This is a genomic window from Bradyrhizobium sp. Kon69 (assembly GCF_055807515.1).
In genome coordinates this window covers 155629-171641 of the sequence record NZ_JBVVOS010000020.1, presented here as the reverse complement: position 1 = coordinate 171641, position 16013 = coordinate 155629, and the positions used below count along the sequence as shown (strand labels likewise).

General features: G+C 62.9%; 15 protein-coding genes and 1 tRNA gene. 5 read left to right on the top strand and 11 right to left on the bottom strand.

Annotation, left to right across the window (positions count from 1 at the left end):
* The coding region (locus AC0L3U_RS25815) for an NYN domain-containing protein (protein WP_473363702.1) at positions 1-378 on the top strand (378 nt) is incomplete at its 5' end.
* On the top strand, positions 359-1033 hold the full coding sequence (locus AC0L3U_RS25810; RefSeq protein ID WP_473363701.1) for a uracil-DNA glycosylase: 675 nt from the start codon (positions 359-361) through the stop codon (positions 1031-1033). The genes AC0L3U_RS25815 and AC0L3U_RS25810, both read left to right, overlap by 20 nt.
* Here AC0L3U_RS25810 and AC0L3U_RS25805 read toward each other — a convergent pair.
* From AC0L3U_RS25805 to dapA, 4 genes are read right to left on the bottom strand one after another with little or no spacing between them, the layout of a single operon-like run.
* The gene (locus AC0L3U_RS25805; RefSeq protein WP_473363700.1) at positions 1030-1623 is read right to left on the bottom strand and encodes a peroxiredoxin; all 594 of its coding nucleotides are present in this window, start codon (positions 1621-1623) and stop codon (positions 1030-1032) included. The two genes, AC0L3U_RS25810 and AC0L3U_RS25805, sit on opposite strands and share 4 nt — an antisense overlap.
* 4 nt (positions 1624-1627) lie before the next feature.
* Positions 1628-2101: an SsrA-binding protein SmpB gene (gene smpB / locus AC0L3U_RS25800; protein ID WP_027518360.1), complete on the bottom strand. Its 474-nt coding sequence runs from the start codon at positions 2099-2101 to the stop codon at positions 1628-1630.
* Positions 2102-2159: 58 nt separating this feature from the next.
* Positions 2160-2576: a large conductance mechanosensitive channel protein MscL gene (mscL, locus tag AC0L3U_RS25795; RefSeq protein WP_473363710.1), complete on the bottom strand. Its 417-nt coding sequence runs from the start codon at positions 2574-2576 to the stop codon at positions 2160-2162.
* 53 nt (positions 2577-2629) lie between these two features.
* Positions 2630-3520 carry a 4-hydroxy-tetrahydrodipicolinate synthase gene (gene dapA / locus AC0L3U_RS25790; protein WP_007603384.1) on the bottom strand — a complete coding sequence of 297 codons (891 nt, stop codon included), beginning with the start codon at positions 3518-3520 and terminating at the stop codon, positions 2630-2632.
* A 295-nt stretch (positions 3521-3815) separates the two neighbouring features.
* Between dapA and AC0L3U_RS25785 the strand changes: the two genes are divergently transcribed.
* Entirely contained in the window at positions 3816-6215 is a 2400-nt protein-coding gene (locus AC0L3U_RS25785) for a transglycosylase SLT domain-containing protein (RefSeq protein WP_473363709.1), read from the top strand.
* 625 nt (positions 6216-6840) lie between these two features.
* Here the strand turns inward: AC0L3U_RS25785 and AC0L3U_RS25780 are convergent.
* Both AC0L3U_RS25780 and AC0L3U_RS25775 read right to left on the bottom strand, forming a co-directional pair.
* Positions 6841-8412, bottom strand: a complete 1572-nt coding sequence (locus AC0L3U_RS25780) for a porin (protein ID WP_473363699.1) — start codon at positions 8410-8412, stop codon at positions 6841-6843.
* Positions 8413-8928: 516 nt separating this feature from the next.
* Positions 8929-9438 (bottom strand): O-linked N-acetylglucosamine transferase family protein, encoded by a 510-nt coding sequence (locus AC0L3U_RS25775; protein ID WP_473363698.1) that lies wholly within the window; start codon positions 9436-9438, stop codon positions 8929-8931.
* Positions 9439-9559: 121 nt separating this feature from the next.
* On the opposite strand from AC0L3U_RS25775, the gene AC0L3U_RS25770 reads away from it, so the two are divergent.
* Complete coding sequence (locus AC0L3U_RS25770) at positions 9560-9718, top strand: hypothetical protein (RefSeq protein WP_473350024.1); 159 nt, start codon at positions 9560-9562, stop codon at positions 9716-9718.
* Between the two features lie 693 nt (positions 9719-10411).
* Positions 10412-10504 (top strand) — tRNA-Ser (locus AC0L3U_RS25765).
* A 147-nt stretch (positions 10505-10651) separates the two neighbouring features.
* Here AC0L3U_RS25765 and AC0L3U_RS25760 read toward each other — a convergent pair.
* From AC0L3U_RS25760 to AC0L3U_RS25740, 5 genes are all read right to left on the bottom strand, one after another.
* Positions 10652-10918: a hypothetical protein gene (locus AC0L3U_RS25760; protein ID WP_473363697.1), complete on the bottom strand. Its 267-nt coding sequence runs from the start codon at positions 10916-10918 to the stop codon at positions 10652-10654.
* A 1636-nt stretch (positions 10919-12554) separates the two neighbouring features.
* Positions 12555-14033, bottom strand: coding sequence for an Asp-tRNA(Asn)/Glu-tRNA(Gln) amidotransferase subunit GatB (gene gatB, locus AC0L3U_RS25755; RefSeq protein WP_473363696.1), 1479 nt, complete (start codon positions 14031-14033; stop codon positions 12555-12557).
* On the bottom strand, positions 14030-14332 hold the full coding sequence (locus AC0L3U_RS25750) for a hypothetical protein (protein ID WP_473363695.1): 303 nt from the start codon (positions 14330-14332) through the stop codon (positions 14030-14032). The genes gatB and AC0L3U_RS25750 overlap by 4 nt, the downstream gene beginning before the upstream one ends.
* On the bottom strand, positions 14323-15798 hold the full coding sequence (gatA, locus tag AC0L3U_RS25745) for an Asp-tRNA(Asn)/Glu-tRNA(Gln) amidotransferase subunit GatA (protein WP_456769610.1): 1476 nt from the start codon (positions 15796-15798) through the stop codon (positions 14323-14325). Before gatA ends, AC0L3U_RS25750 begins: the two co-directional genes overlap by 10 nt.
* Positions 15795-16007 (bottom strand): hypothetical protein, encoded by a 213-nt coding sequence (locus tag AC0L3U_RS25740; RefSeq protein ID WP_007611210.1) that lies wholly within the window; start codon positions 16005-16007, stop codon positions 15795-15797. The genes gatA and AC0L3U_RS25740 overlap by 4 nt, the downstream gene beginning before the upstream one ends.
* Positions 16008-16013: the final 6 nt, after the last annotated feature.

Below are 16013 nucleotides of genomic sequence, written 5' to 3'. Positions count from 1 at the left end.
CGCAAGGTCAAGGGCAACATGGACATCGAGCTCGCCGTGAACGCCATGGAGCTCGCCGAGCACATCGACCAGATGGTGCTGTTCTCCGGTGACGGCGACTTCCGCTCCCTGGTCGAGGCCGTCCAGCGCCGCGGCGTGCGGGTCACCGTGATTTCCACGATCGCGAGCCAGCCGCCGATGATCGCCGACGAGCTGCGCCGCCAGGCCGACGTCTTCACCGACCTCGTCGAGCTGCAGTCCAAGCTCGGTCGCGACCCGTCCGAACGCCCCGCCCCGCGTGACCGCGGCGACCGCGAGGCGCGCCACCACGCCCCGCAGTTCCTCCAGCGCGCGACCACGATGGCGCCGGCGAGGGGCGATGACGACTTCGAGGAGTGAGGCGGCCCGGTCAAGCCGCCAGCCTCTCAGCCTCGTCCCCGACCGTGACTGTCCGCTCTGTCCGCGCCTGGTCGCCTTTCGCGAGGCGAACCGCGCGCGCGAGCCATTGTGGCACAACGCACCGGTTGCGCCTTTCGGCGACATCAAGGCGCGCCTGCTGATCGTCGGCCTTGCGCCGGGAATGCAGGGCGCCAACCGCACCGGCCGTCCCTTCACCGGCGATTATGCCGGCGACCTGCTCTACGCGACGCTGCTCGAATACGGCTTCGCCAAGGCCAAATATCAGGCGCGTCCCGACGACGGACTGAAGCTGGTCGACTGTCGGATCGCCAATGCGGTGCATTGCGTGCCGCCGCAGAACAAGCCGCTGCCGGTCGAGATCAACACCTGCCGGCAGTTCCTCGCGGCGAATCTCGCAACCATGCCGAACCTGCGCGCGATCGTCGCCCTCGGGCGTATTGCGCACGACACCGTGCTCAAGCCGCTGAACCTGAAGGCATCACAGGCCCCCTTCGGCCACGGCGCCGTGCATCAGGCCGGCGCATTCAGGCTCTACGACAGCTATCACTGCTCCCGCTACAACACGAACACCCGCGTGCTGACGCCGGACATGTTCCGCTCCGTGTTCGCGAAGGTGAAGGCTGACCTCGACTAATTCTTAGACAAGCCCGTGGCGGGATTGGCCTTCAACCAGTCCAGGACATCGCCGGCGTTCCGGTCGGGCGGAAACACCGGATAGAACACATGCGTGATCCTGGCGTCGTCGACGATCAGCGCGAGGCGCTTGATCAGTGTCAGGCCCGCGACCTCCATGGTCGGCAAATTCAGGGCGCGCGTCAGCACCAGCTTCTCGTCCGAGAGCACCGGGAACGGCAGATGCAGCCGCGAGGCCATCTCGGTCTGGTATGCGTTGCTCTGGGTCGAGAGGCCGTACACCTGCGCGGCGCCGGCGGCCTTCAGCTCGGCGAACAGATCGCGAAATGCGCAAGTCTGCGGCGTGCAACCGCGCGCGCCCGGGATCATGTCCCAATCGTCGACCAGCGCGATCTTGCCGGGCTCGCCGGTGCGCGGATAGGCGAACACCACAGTCCGGCCACGCAGTGCCGAGAGCGCGACCGACGTGTCGTCAGTGGCGAGCAGGCTGACCGGCGGCAATGTCATGCCTTTCAGGTGCGCGGCGCCGCCGTCATCCGCGGGTGCGGGAATCCGGGTCCAATCGACCTCGAGCAGGTTTCTCTGAGTCATCCCGCTATCCCCTCGCCCGCATCAGGCGGCCCTTCTCCCGGCTCCAGTCGCGCTTCTTCTCGGACTCGCGCTTGTCGTGCAGCTTCTTGCCTTTTGCAACCGCTAGCTGCAACTTCGCGCGACCACGCTCGTTGAAGTAAAGTTTGAGCGGGATCAGCGTCATGCCTTCGCGGTCGACCGCGCCCATCAGCTTGTTGATCTGCTTGCGATGCAGCAGCAGTTTTCGCGGGCGCTTGGGCTCGTGATTGAAGCGGTTGCCCTGGAGATATTCCGGAATGGTGGCGTTGATCAGCCAGATCTCGCCGTTCTTGGAATCGGCGTAGGATTCCGCGATCGTGCTCTTGCCGTTGCGGATCGACTTGACCTCGGTGCCGGTCAACGCAATGCCGACCTCGATCGTATCCTCGATGGCATAGTTGAAGCGGGCCTTGCGATTTTCCGCCATGACCTTGATCGGACGTTCGTTCTTGTCGGCCATGGAAAACAACCTGATCGAGATGCGCGAGGACGCTAACAGTTTGGATGAAGCGCGCGCGTCAAGACTTCTTGAGGAGATCGCGGATCTCGGTCAGCAGCTCGACCTCGGCCGACGGCTTCGGCGGAGCGGCAGGCTCTGCCTCGTCCTTGCGCTTCAACTTGTTCATGGCACGGATCACCAGGAACAGCACGAAGGCAATGATGATGAAGTTGATCGTCAGCGTGAGGAAGTTGCCCCAAGCCAAGACGGCGCCCTGCTTTTTCGCGTCCGCGAGATTTGCGGCGGTGACCTTGCCCGAAAGCGGCGTGAAGTAGTTCGAGAAGTCGAGACCGCCGGTGGCCGCACCGATGATCGGCATGATCACGTCGCCGACCAGCGATGTCACGATGGCGCCGAAGGCCGCGCCGATGATGACACCGACCGCGAGGTCGACGACGTTGCCCTTCATGGCGAACTCGCGGAACTCCCTGAGCATCCGCGTGCCTCTTTCCTCGATCGCCATGAAAAGCTCCCCGATCGGCTAGCGCGTCAGTTAATGAGGCCAGCATGAACCATCGCGCTGCGCACGGCAACGCGGGTCGGTTCGGTGACCGGCACCATCGGCAGCCGCAGCGTCTCGTCGAGCTTGCCGAGCAGCGACAGCGCGTACTTGATCGGCGCCGGATTGCTCTCGATGAAGAGGTTGTTGTGCAGCGGCATCAGCTTGTCGTGCAGCTTCAGCGCGGTGGCATGATCGCCCTTCGCCCAGGCGGCCTGGAACTCCGAGCACAGCCGCGGCGCGACGTTCGAGGTCACCGAGATGCAGCCATGGCCGCCATGCGCCATGTAACCGAGGATGGTCGCATCCTCGCCCGAGAGCTGGTTGAAGTCCTCGCCCATCGCCGCGCGCTGCTGCGAGACGCGGACCATGCTGGCGGTGGCGTCCTTGACGCCGGCGATGTTCTTCAGCTCCCACAGCCGCGCCATGGTGTCGACCGACATGTCGATCACCGAGCGCGGCGGGATGTTGTAGATGATGATCGGAATCCCGATCGCGTCGTTGATCGCCTTGAAGTGCTGGTACATGCCTTCCTGGGTCGGCTTGTTGTAGTAGGGCGTCACGACCAGAACCGCATTGGCGCCCGCCTTCTCGGCGTGCTGGGCGAGCTCGATCGCCTCCTTGGTCGAGTTGGAGCCGGCGCCGGCGACGACAGGCACGCGGCCTTTCGCTTCCTCGATGCACCATTCGACAACCTTCTTGTGCTCGTCATGGCTCAGCGTCGGGCTCTCTCCGGTGGTGCCGACGGGAACCAGGCCGTTGGTGCCCTCTGAAATCTGCCAGTTGACCAGGGAGCGAAACGCCGCCTCGTCCAGCGAGCCGTTCTTGAACGGCGTGACCAAGGCGGTGAACGATCCCCGGAATTTTGTCTTGGCTGCCATGGACTTCCTCCGTACGCGGCAATCTTGAGCGCAGGCCGCATTCATATCGGGTCTATCCCGTCGGTAAAAGACCCGCTCCCGTCTCACGCACCGTTTAGGCCGCGATTTTGCCGCGGTGGTGGTGCAAACCGGGCGAAGGTAAGCGGCTGTTGGTAATTTGTCCGCATATTCAATCAAATACAGCCAGATCTTGTACAGCTAGGTCTTGAGCCAATTGACTGATTCGGGGCGACGAACCGCCGTGATCTCATTTCCGCGCGCCGCATGGCGATCCACCGGCCTGATCGTGTGCCTGATGGCAGGGCTGTCGGCCGGCTGCGCCGCCTGGGCCAAATCCAACGAGACAACCGCGGAAACCGCCAAGGATACCGCGAAGGAAACCGCGAAACCCGCAGCCAAGCCAGCCGCGAAGGACACTGCGAAGAGTGTGTCCAAGGGAGCCGGCAAGGAAACTCCGAAGGACGCCACCAAGGGTGCAAGCAAGGGCGCGCCCAGTGCCCCCGCCAAGGATGCCGCGAAGAAGCCTGCCAAGGATGCGGGCAAGGATGCTGGCAAGACCGCAGGCAAGGATCCTGCGAAGGACAAGCTGAAGCCTACGGCTGCCGCGCCAAAGTCAACGCCGACCGCTGGCGGCTCGGCCCGGAAGACCGCCCCCGCGCCGGCGGCCATCGTCAGACCGACCGCCCCGGCCGCCGCCAGGCCCGTCGCGGCTCCTGTCCTGGCTCCTGCGACCCGCCAGCATGCCGCCCCGCGCAAGCCGGTCACACCGGCTGCGGTTGCTGCGACCTCCTCGACCTCGCAAGCCGACAAGGACACGCTGGAGACCGTGATCGAGCTCGTGCGCAAGCGCAAGGCGGGCGATGCGACCAATGCCGCGGCCACGATCTCGGATCCCGTCGCGCGAAAACTCGCGGAATGGATCATCCTGCGCAGCGAGGACAATGGCGCGACCGTGGAGCGCTACCGCGCCTTCCTCTCCGCCAATCCGAGCTGGCCGTCGCAGACCTTCCTGCGCCGGCGCCTGGAGGCCGCGATGTGGGACGACAGGCGCGACGACCAGGTCGCATGGTCGTGGTTCGAGAATGAATCCCCCGTGTCCGCCAAGGGCCGCTTCACGCTCGCCAAGGCGATGCTGGCGCGCGGCGATCGCGCCAACGCCGAACGTCTGGTGCGCGATGCCTGGCGCAGCGATCCGATGTCGGAAGACACCGAGAACAACGCACTCGACCAGTTCGGCGCGCTGCTGACGCCCGGCGATCAGAAGGCGCGGATGGACACGCTGCTCTACGGCAGCGAGAACGAGGCCGCACTGCGTGCTGCAAAGCGCCTCGGGGCCGGCTATGTCGCACTCGCCAAGGCGCGCATCGCTTCCCTCAAGAAAGCGCCGAACGCACGTGCCCTGCTCGACGCCGTGCCACGCGAGCTGCACGGCGATCCCGGCTTCATCTTCAGCAAGATCCAGCTGCTGCGCCGCGAGGAGAAATTTGCGGAAGCCGCCCAGCTCATGCTGTCGGCACCGAAGGATCCGGGCCGGCTCTACAATCTCGACGAATGGTGGATCGAGCGGCGCCTCCTGGCGCGCAAGATGATCGACACCGAGGAATTTCGCAGCGCCTATCTGATCGCGCGCGATGCGGCCCTGCCCTCGCGTGACATCTACAAGACCGAGCAGGAGTTCACCGCCGGCTGGATCGCGCTGCGCTTCCTCAACGATCCTGCGGCTGCGACCCAGCATTTTGCCCGCATCGGGATCGGCAGCGTCAATCCGACCACGCTGGCGCGCGCCGGCTATTGGCAGGGCCGCGCTGCGGAAGCTGCAGGCCGCCAGCAGGAGGCGCGCAACGCCTACGCGCGGGCCGCCGAGCAATCCACCAGCTACTACGGCCAGCTCGCACGCGCCAAGCTAGGCCTGCCGCAGATCGAGCTCAACGCTCCGCCGCGCAGCCGCGGTGCCGAACGGCTGGAGATCGTGCGCGCCGCGCAGCTGCTATACGAGCTCGACGAGCGCGAGATGGCGATACCTGTTCTCGCCGACATGGGCGAGAACGGCGATCCCGAAGCGCTGGCCGGCCTCGGCGAGCTCACCCAGCGCCACAACGACGCCCGCGGCATGCTGCTGCTCGGCAAGGCCGCGCTCAATCGCGGGCTGCCGTTCGATTTCTATGCCTATCCCGTCAACGGCATTCCGCAGTTCACGCCGATCGGCCCCGAGGTCGAGCGCAGCATCATCTACGCCATCGCGCGGCAGGAGAGCGCCTTCAATCCCCGTGTGGTCTCGCCGGCGCAGGCCTATGGGCTGATGCAGGTGACGCCGGACGCCGCGCGCTATGTCTGCAAGCGGCACGGCGGGACCTACGATCTGGGACGTCTGAAGAACGATTCGGCCTACAACGCCACGCTCGGCTCGGCCGAGCTCGGTGGGCTGCTCGAGGACTATCGCGGCTCCTACATCATGACCTTCGCCGCCTACAATGCCGGCCGCGGTAGTGTGAAGAAGTGGATCGATCGCTACGGCGATCCGCGCGATCCCAAGGTCGATGCGGTCGATTGGGTCGAGCTGATCCCGTTCTCCGAGACGCGCAACTACGTGCAACGGATCATGGAGAACCTTCAGGTCTACCGCGCCCGCTTCGGCGGCGGCACGCGGTTGCAGATCGAGGCCGATTTGCGCCGCGGCGCCGGCAGCGTGGAATAGCGGCATCTTCTTTCGAAGCGAAAGCAGGTCCCCCGATCACCCAGATATGCCGAATTGAGTGAGACAGCCCACGCTCGCTTTGGTAGTATCCATTTCGGGACAGAGATCTGCCGTCCAAACCACCAAGAAAAGGAGGAAAGCTATGAAGACGTTGGCAATGTCCGCTTTTGCTCTTGTCTCGATGTCGATCGTGCCGTTGAGCGCCGCCCCGCTGAAAGTCGCAGCCGAAACCAGCAATGATCCTAGGGTCCAATGCTCCCTGTCCAGTGGTGTGGGTCACAATTGCAGAAACGTTCTCAACTTCAAAACCTTCTACGAGTGCCAAACCAACAGGATGGAGAGGGGCTGGACCAGCATTGAGAGCTCCAACTACTGCCGAACCCTCGACGTGAAATAACGACGGTTTCTGTTTGGACTCCAGGAGGCCGCCTCTCTTGGCGGCCTTTTTCGTACCAAGAGCCGGGCATCAAGACCGCCTCTGCGCCTCAGAGGCGCGATGACGATCATCCCAATCTCATCGCGCTTTACCGACCATCGCCTGCTCTTCGACCCCAGGGATAAGACCACCAAAAAAAAGCCCCGGCGGTTTCCCGCCGGGGCTCTCTGTCAGGTCGTTAGACCGAACTTACCAGTTGCGCTGAGCGCGGAGGAGCAGAACGAGCGTGTCCTGATCCTTCAGCTCGTACACAGCGGCCGGCTTGGCCGTGGCGCCGGCACCAGCGTAAGCAACAGTGCCCGCGTACTTCTGGTCGAGATGGGTCCAGGAGAGGTCGGCCGAGAACGTCAGGTTCTTGACCGGGGTCCAGCGGGTGATGAGACCGACCTGGCCGATGGCGAAGTCAGGATTACAACCCGTCACACCCGCGAGGCCACCGAACACGCCGCCAGCACCACCAGCGCCGCAAAGCGTGGTCTTGGCAAGCGTGCCGTACTGGGCCTGAGCGTAGGCACCGTAGATCGCGGTGTTCCAGTATGGATCCCAGTTATGGGTGTAAGCACCGCGGAAGCCCCAGGTCTTGACCGACTCCTGCGAGCTGCCCGTGACATACACCGTGTCCGGAGCATTGGCGAAGCCGACGCTCTGGTAGGCAATGCCGGAACCGCCGAACATCGAGTAGCTGCTGCCCGCGAGGTTCTGGAAGTTGTAGCGGGTCGCGCCATCGGTGTAGACGCCCTGGATGTTGATCACGTCACCCGCACCAGTCGGGATGTTCTTGATCGACAGAGCGAGCTGAGCAGCCCAACCCCACTTGTCGTCGGGGTGGCCAGTCGGCTCGGTGGCGCCGTAGTAGGCAACGTGGTTGTCATGCGCAGCGACCGACGCCTGGAACAGACCCCAAGCCTGGTCGACGCGGACCATAGCGACGAGGTTCGGCGAACGCGTAGCGCCGATGCCGTTCGAGCCATACGAACCGCCAATCATGCCGGTCGCAGTCGCGCCGGTCATGTTCAGGTTGCCGGCATCATAGTAGGCCGCCCGGTCTTCCGCCGAGAACGCTGCCGTCACGCCCTGACCGAAGTCAGCGGTGTAGGAGAACTGGTTGACACCAGTGACCGTGCCGCTGCCGCCGACGAGGCTGTCGAAGTTGTTGCCGGGATAGTTGGTCCAGGGCGCGTCGAACTGCGACACGGCCTTACCCATGGTGAAGCCAGCGAACTGGATGAAGGCGTAGTACACGCCGAGCGAACCGCCCGAGGTGCCGCCGTCGTTGCCGTTGATCGACCCACCGACGAGCGCAGGGGCCGCGCCGGAGGTGTTGAGCGCCAGCGTGCTGCTGTAGGCAGTGGTGCCGGTCGCGCTGCCGGTTCCCTGATAATTGCCGGTCGTCCAGGAGAACACGCCGTCAAAGAAGGTACGGACGACGCCGTACTCGGTCGCGGTGCGCGTGTCGATGTTGAGATCTTCACGAGCGCGCATGGTGTAGTAGTTCGTCAGGCGGTTGCGCGCACCGTTATTACCGGATAGCTGACCGCTGTAGTCCGAGTTGGTGTTCAGCGCGACTTCAGCGCGCAGATAACCACCCAGCTTGATGCAAGTGTCAGTGCCGGGGATGTAGTAGAAACCCGCACCGTACAGGGAGCAGATCTTCACGTATTCGACCGCTTTGGCCTTCACGGGGAGATCGGCCGCCTGCGCTCCGCCAACAGCGAGCAGACCCGCCGCGGAACCGAGCAAAAGGCTCTTAACCAACTTCATGTTAAACCTCCAAGTTTGCCATAGGGAAGGTTCCGGATCCGCTGGGTGAAGACACCCTAAGGTTGGTTCCCTTGTCCCTTAAATTCACCGCTTAGTCGCTTCGCGCCTTCGGACACACCCGCTGAACGCGAGGGACTTAAGCGAACCACCTAAGACGGGACGACCTCGGGATGCCCCCCTCCGTCGCTCAGTCACAATTACCGAACGCCCTTGCACACACAACAACAGAACGCTTCAGAACCGGCCGATGGAGCGTGTTTTCCGGCGGGTGTTGCACAAATAACACGCAGATGTGATCAGAGCGGCTTTGTAAGGCATTGAATCTGCTGTGCTTTTTCGGCAGGTTTCATTGACGTCAAAAGTTCCGGCAAGGGCCAGCCACACCTGCGGAGACGCTCTGCTCTGGGTCTGAGCCGGTCGAATCGTGGAATCAACCAAGGACTCCCAAGGACTCGGCGCGGGCCACCGCTTCGGGAACTGGCTGGCCTGACCATTAAGCGGCTGCGATCGTCATCCTCATCCGCGCGCTTGAACTTCGATATGATCCGGCGCCAAGCCGTCCTGATGTCGTTGATACAAAGCTGTCTCCAGCCGCTTGGCGTAGAGCGCGGCATCAAACAGTGATGCGGCCAGGTGGCTCCCTTGCAGCCTTCGGCGAATATCCGCCAGCTTCTGTTTATCAAGCGCCAGTTCGATCGCGAGTGCTTCATAATCCGCACGCGTTCGCGTGATCAGCTCAGGCAGGCCGACAGCGCTCAGCAAGCTCGCCGCCACGCGACCGGCGAAACTATTCCCGATATGGGTCACTACCGGCAGACCAGCCCACAACGCATCGCGGGCCGTGCGTTGTAGGGCAGCGTATCCAGGAAGAGGTCGGCGAGGCGATGGCGCGCCAAGTGTTCGGATGAAGACTCGATTGGGCGCAGCACCGTCGATTGTCGCGACGTGATTATCACGCGGCATGAAGCTGCCGGGCAAACGGACGACCTTCTCGTCGAAGAATTGGCTGTTTTGATCTGGCAGCACGATTTGATCGGCAATGATGCAGCGGAAGAGCTCCCCTGCTCCCCGACGTTCCCGCGAACCCAAGATAGTTGACGACGATCGGAGGACTGGATGCAAACAACGACAGCCTGGCATTGTGCGTATGGCCTGCAAGATCAACAAGACTATCGATCTGCGCATCGTCGATCGCTTTCAGGACTTGGCCGTCGAGCTTGTGCTCGCAATCGACAAAGCAATGAATGATTTTTCGAGCCGCTTGCGGAGATCGCTGTTGTCGTCAGGGCCGATTGAAAAGGCATAAGTCTCCAAGCGGTGCGGATGTTGCCTATCGATATCTCGCGGTGAGGTACCCAGCTGGATGCTCTGCGTCCTGACATCGTAAGTAAGATAAGATCCGTAGCGGCGCAGCCCGGCAGTCGAAGGAAGAGCGAGCGTGCCAGCCCGGCAGCCCTCCCCGCTTTGATCTCGAGGGCGCTGTTCCAACTGAAAGAGCAATCGCCCCAAGACAGGCCCTCCCTAATTGCGGCGACGTCCGGCGCGACGGGGTAGCTCCTCAGCCGGCGAGCGAGTTATCCCGACTAATAGTGAGAGCGCCCTTCCCGCAGCCTGACACGGGACCCCGTCGGCCGATCTGAGGGCATCATCGCTCCATAGCTTGTGGCGAATCGCTGAAACAGACAATCAAATCAATTACTTGCAAATGAATCGCTTGATGGAGGCGGTCGGCGACGAAGGCAATCGTCCCAAGCGCGGGCATCCGATCCAATTTGAAAGCAAAATCAATCGTTTATGTGGGTGAAGGGAGCCTTTGTCCGCGCCAGAACCACTCTAAATACGGGCGCCAGAACCTCCAGCTTAGTGTCCGTTATCGCAGCGTTATGTTCTCGCCCCGGGAGCAAACCGCTTGGTTTCGGAATTCGCTGGGAATATTCGAGCAAAAACACACGCTTCCAAATTGACCAGCCCAAGTAATTAGATGCATAAGGCTCGCACCGGAGAGGTGGCCGAGTGGCTGAAGGCAACGCTTTGCTAAAGCGTCATACGGTCTCAAGCTGTATCGAGGGTTCGAATCCCTCCCTCTCCGCCACCGCTCAGCAGAATCCGAGATCTGTGCGTTCCTTCCGCTGACGCGCGACGGTGGCCTCATGCCGCTCCGAATCCGGTTGGCGACCACGAGGGAACCTGATTCAGCGAAAATCAGTTTTCACCTGCCAAGCCGGGACGTGATCTCCGCTTAGTGAGTGGAGACCCACGCCCTCGCCTCGCGCTGAGCGGCCGAGATATCGGCGTCCGACATCTGCCCGGCGACTTCCTGGCGCAGCGTCACGGCGTCCTTGCGGCCCTTGAGCGCGGCGAGGTTGAACCATTTGTGCGCGGCGACGAGATCGACCAGACCGGAGCGACCGCTCGCCCAATAGAGGCCGCGCTCGAACAGCACGTCCGACAACGCGCCTGCGTCGATCGGCGTCGCGGTCTCCAGATCGAAAGTACCCTGAAACATAACGCATCCCCTTTTTTCTTATGCCGCCTCGTCCCCCGAGCGCGGCTCCCGTCCGATCAACTGTTCAACTCATCCCCGAGGCTTTTTGCCCGTGCCGTTTGCCGGCTTGTTGGAAGTAATGATGGCGGGCAAATTTGAATGGCAGTTTAAGTATCGCGATGAAGCAGACGTAAACGCGCCCGCACCAGGCGCATGCCACAAATGCAAGAAGTCCTTGTTTTGCAGGCACATCCGCAATTCGTCAGATTCGGTTTACCTTGGGATTTTGGGAGAACGATAACCATCGCGCACGGTGAGGCGCGTCCTGTGGTGTCCCCGTCCGCTGTCATCACCGGTATTCCAGAGACAGCAATGGTCCCACGAGAAGCTGCGGCGTACTGGATCGCCTGTTCAAGCAGGGCGCGCCTATGAAGAAACATATGGCGGGGAGCTCGACTGCGGCCATCCTTCGAGACGCCCGCCTGAGGCGGGCCCTCAGGATGAGGGACGAGTATGCGGCAACATCAACGCAGATGGATACAGCTGAGCCTCATCCTGCGGAGGCCGCGAAGCGGTCGTCTCGAAGGACGAGGCGCTCGCTCAGGCACCGCTGAGACGTCATTTGCGATAGCCCTGCCTGCTCAAGGGCAGCACAGCCACGTCGCGATCAGATCAGCAATGTCGGGATTTGGGAATGCCGGCAATACCCCGGCCTCATGAGAACGAGGGCGTCGGCGAACACGTCAGGACCAGCTTCCACGTTGGCCCGAAGGCCACTTGTGAAATTGCGGAGCCCCTTACGGAGAACCGCACGAACGAAGAAAACTTGTTTCTTCTGCCGGACCGGCCTTTGGCGAGCGAACCCGCGAAAGAGAACGATCCGACCGTTGACCTGATGTCTCGCCGACACCCTCTATCGTCGACCAGAACCTTCGAGAAGGCGCTGATGACGTGCCGGCTCTCTAGGAGCCGGCAACTTCAAAAAGCGAAGTTACTTCTTCTTGGCGACCTTGCGGGTCTTCTTCGCAGTCTTCTTCACTGCGCTCTTCGCCTTCTTCGCCTTCTTTGCCTTCTTAGCTTTCTTGGCCATGTTGCCCTCCGATGTGTGAGATGGCTTAATCGCTGCATGCAGTCGGGGATCGAGTGCACACTCATCCCGAATACACCAACACAACGAAAAAAACAGCGTCTCGCTTAAAGAAGTGTTGACGACGAAACGCGCCTGCGCTTGGCGAACACGATGCAAGCGGTCTGCATGAGTTGTGCTTGCGATCGCGGAGAGTGCCCGCGGCATCGACCTTTGCGAGAGATGCGATTGCAGAAAAACACTATGCAGAAAGTATTTTTTTGCGCGTGCGCATCGCGCGCGATCGTTGCAATGATGCATCCTGCCGATCGCGCGAGCGCCTCGTGAGGGCGCTTCGCGGACTCTGAGTCGCGACTTTTGGCAACGAAAATATTTTCATGATTAACGGCGCGAGCGCTCGTCGGAGCGTGTGCAAGTCGCCGTTTTGCGCGAATCGCGTGACGGCGATTCGGTCGGCGTATCGCGTTCGAACGGGATGAAGTTCGTCGCCGAGGATGCGTGCGAGCGTCGCATCGCGAACCGAAAGCGAGGTGACGACGCCTATCCGTCACCTCGTTCGAACGCGCGAGGTCAGATGCCGAGCTTGGACTTGAGCAGCTCGTTGACGCTCTGCGGGTTGGCCTTGCCGCCGGATGCCTTCATCACCTGGCCGACGAACCAGCCGAGCGACTGCGGCTTGTCCTTGACCTGCGCCGCCTTGTCGGGATTGGCCGCGATGATGTCGTCGACAACCTTTTCGATCGCCGAAAGATCCGTGACCTGCTTCATGCCGCGGCTTTCGACCAGCGCGCGGGGATCGCCGCCCTCCTGCCAGACGATCTCGAACAGATCCTTGGCGATCTTGCCGGAGATCGTACCCTCGCCGATCAGGTCGATGATGCCTGAGAGCTGTGCGGCATCGACCGGAGAGTCCGTAATATCCCGGCCTTCCTTGTTGAGACGGCCGAACAGCTCGTTGATGACCCAGTTCGCTGCGACCTTGCCGTCGCGCGCGCGGTTGACGAGCTTCTCCAGCACGGTCTCGTAGAACACCGCGCTCTCGCGCTCGGCGACCAGCACGCTGGCGTCGTAGGCCGACAGGCCAAGATCCGCGACGAAACGCGCCTTCTTCTGGTCCGGCAACTCGGGCAGCTCAGCCTTCAGCGCGTCGACGAAGCTTTGCGAGAACTCCAGCGGCAGCAGGTCGGGATCGGGGAAGTAGCGATAGTCGTGCGCCTCTTCCTTGGATCGCATCGACCGCGTCTCGCCCTTGTTGGGATCGTAGAGCCGGGTTTCCTGGTCGATCGCGCCGCCGTCCTCGAGGATTTCGATCTGGCGCCGGGCCTCGTATTCGATCGCCTGGCCGATGAAGGTGATCGAGTTCATGTTCTTGATCTCGCAGCGGGTGCCGAGCGGCGCGCCCGGCTTGCGCACGGAGACGTTGACGTCGGCGCGCAGGGATCCCTTCTCCATGTCGCCGTCGCAGGTGCCGAGATAGCGCAGGATCGAGCGCAGTTTTGTCACGTAGGCCTTGGCCTGCTCGGCGTCGCGGATATCGGGCTTCGACACGATCTCCATCAGCGCCACGCCGCAGCGGTTGAGGTCGACATAGGACATGGTCGGCGACTGATCGTGCAGCAACTTGCCGGCGTCCTGTTCCAGATGCAGCCGCTCGATCCCGATCGTGGCGGTCTTGCCGCCGTCCAGTTCGACCACGACCTCGCCTTCGCCGACGATCGGCGACTTGTACTGGCTGATCTGGTAGCCCTGCGGGGAATCCGGATAGAAATAGTTCTTGCGATCGAACACCGAGCGCAGATTGATCTGCGCGTTCAACCCGAGTCCGGTCCGGACAGCCTGCCTGACGCACTCCTCGTTGATGACCGGCAGCATGCCCGGCATCGCCGCGTCGACCAGCGACACATGCGTGTTCGGCTCGCCGCCGAACGCGGTGGAGGCACCGGAGAACAGCTTCGCGTTCGACGTCACCTGAGCGTGGACCTCCAGGCCGATGACCATCTCCCAGTCACCGGTGGCGCCCTTGAGAAGTTTGTGCGTGGCCGTGCTCATGTCTTGCTCCCGAGCAGCGTGGCAGCGATCCGATCCCACTCTGCTTGTAATGAATCCGTTGCCACGGGCTGGCCAGCCCGGCGGTACCAATAGCCGGCATTGCCGAGGTCGCCCTCGACACGGTGCAGATAGGCGTGCACCCAGGCGGCCTCGCGGCTGCTCTCGTCCTGGACGATTCTGTGCGCCTGGTCCCAGTCGCTCTTGGCGGCCCACCACAATGCGGCGAGCGGCGCGCTGAGATCCGGCGCTGGCGCGGCGCCGTCGAGGCTGGCGATATACGCCGCCACGCTCACCACCATTTCGCCGGCGTGAAGCGGCCGGCGGCCTGCTCGATCACCTCGCCGAGCGAGAACAGCGTCTCCTCGTCGAAGGGACGGCCGATCAGCTGCAGGCCGAGCGGCAGGCCCTGCGCGTCCTTGCCGGCGGGCACGGCGATGCCCGGCAGGCCCGCCATGTTCACGGTCACCGTGAAGATGTCGTTGAGGTACATCTCGACCGGGTCCGCGCCGCCCTTCTCGCCGATGCCGAAGGCCGCCGACGGCGTCGCCGGCGTCAGGATCGCGTCGACGCCCTTGGCGAAGCAGTCCTCAAAGTCCTTCTTGATCAGCGTGCGCACCTTCTGGGCGCGCAAATAATAAGCGTCGTAATAGCCGGCCGAGAGCACGTAGGTGCCGATCATGACGCGGCGCTTCACCTCCGCGCCAAAACCTTCGGCGCGGGTGTTCTCGTAGAGTTCGTTGATATTCCTGCCCTGCTCTCGCAGGCCGTAGCGCACGCCGTCGTAGCGCGCGAGGTTGGAGGACGCCTCCGCCGGCGCCACGATGTAATAGGCCGGCAGCGCGTATTTGGTGTGCGGCAGTGACACTTCGACGAGTTCGGCGCCGGCCGCTTTCAGCCAGGCCGCGCCCGCTTCCCAAAGCTTTTCGATCTCGGCCGGCATGCCGTCGAGACGGTATTCCTTGGGAATGCCGATCTTCATGCCCTTCACGGACTTGCCGATCGCAGCCTCGTAGTCCGGCACGGCCATGTCGACCGAGGTCGTGTCCTTCGGATCGTGGCCGGCCATCGAGCGCAGCAGCATCGCGGCGTCGCGCGTGCTGCGCGCGATCGGACCGGCCTGGTCGAGCGAGGAGGCAAAGGCGACGATGCCCCAGCGCGAGCAGCGGCCATAGGTCGGCTTGATGCCGACGGTCGCGGTGAACGCCGCCGGCTGACGGATCGAGCCGCCGGTGTCGGTCGCGGTCGCGCCCATGCAAAGCAGCGCCGCCACGGCGGAGGCCGAGCCGCCGGACGAGCCGCCCGGCACCAGCGTCGTGTTGGAGCCATCACGCCGCCAGGGATTGCCGACCGGGCCGAAGCACGAGGTCTCGTTCGACGAGCCCATCGCGAACTCGTCATTGTTGAGCTTGCCCAGCATCACCGCGCCGTCGCGCCACAGCTGTGAGGTGATGGTGGACTCGTAAGTCGGCACGAAATTGCCGAGGATTTTCGAGCACGCCGTGGTGCGCACGCCCTTGGTCGCGAACAGGTCCTTGATGCCGAGCGGAATGCCGGCGAGCGGCCCCGCATCGCCCTTCCCGATCCTGGCGTCCGCTTCGCGCGCCATGGTTCGCGCCTGGTCCGGCGTCTCCATGACGAAAGCATTGAGCACGCGCGCGGCTTCGATCGCGTTCAGATGCGCGTCGGTCAACTCGAGGGACGTGAAAGTCTTGGCCGCGAGGCCCTTGCGGGCCTCAGCGAGCGTCAGCGATGTCAAATCGGTCATTTATTGATCGGGCTGCAGAAGAACGGAGACAGGGACTTGTCGTTGGCCGGGTCGTCTTTCTTGGCGGCCGCTTTCGCCGCCGCCTCGATCTCGTCGAGCACGGCATTGACGGCGACATTGGGGTCGGCAGCCTTGCCCTGCCGCTCCATCTTGTCGAGGTAGTTCATGTAGGCCTGATAGGCCTTCTCATCGTCGCAAAGCATGCACATCGACAG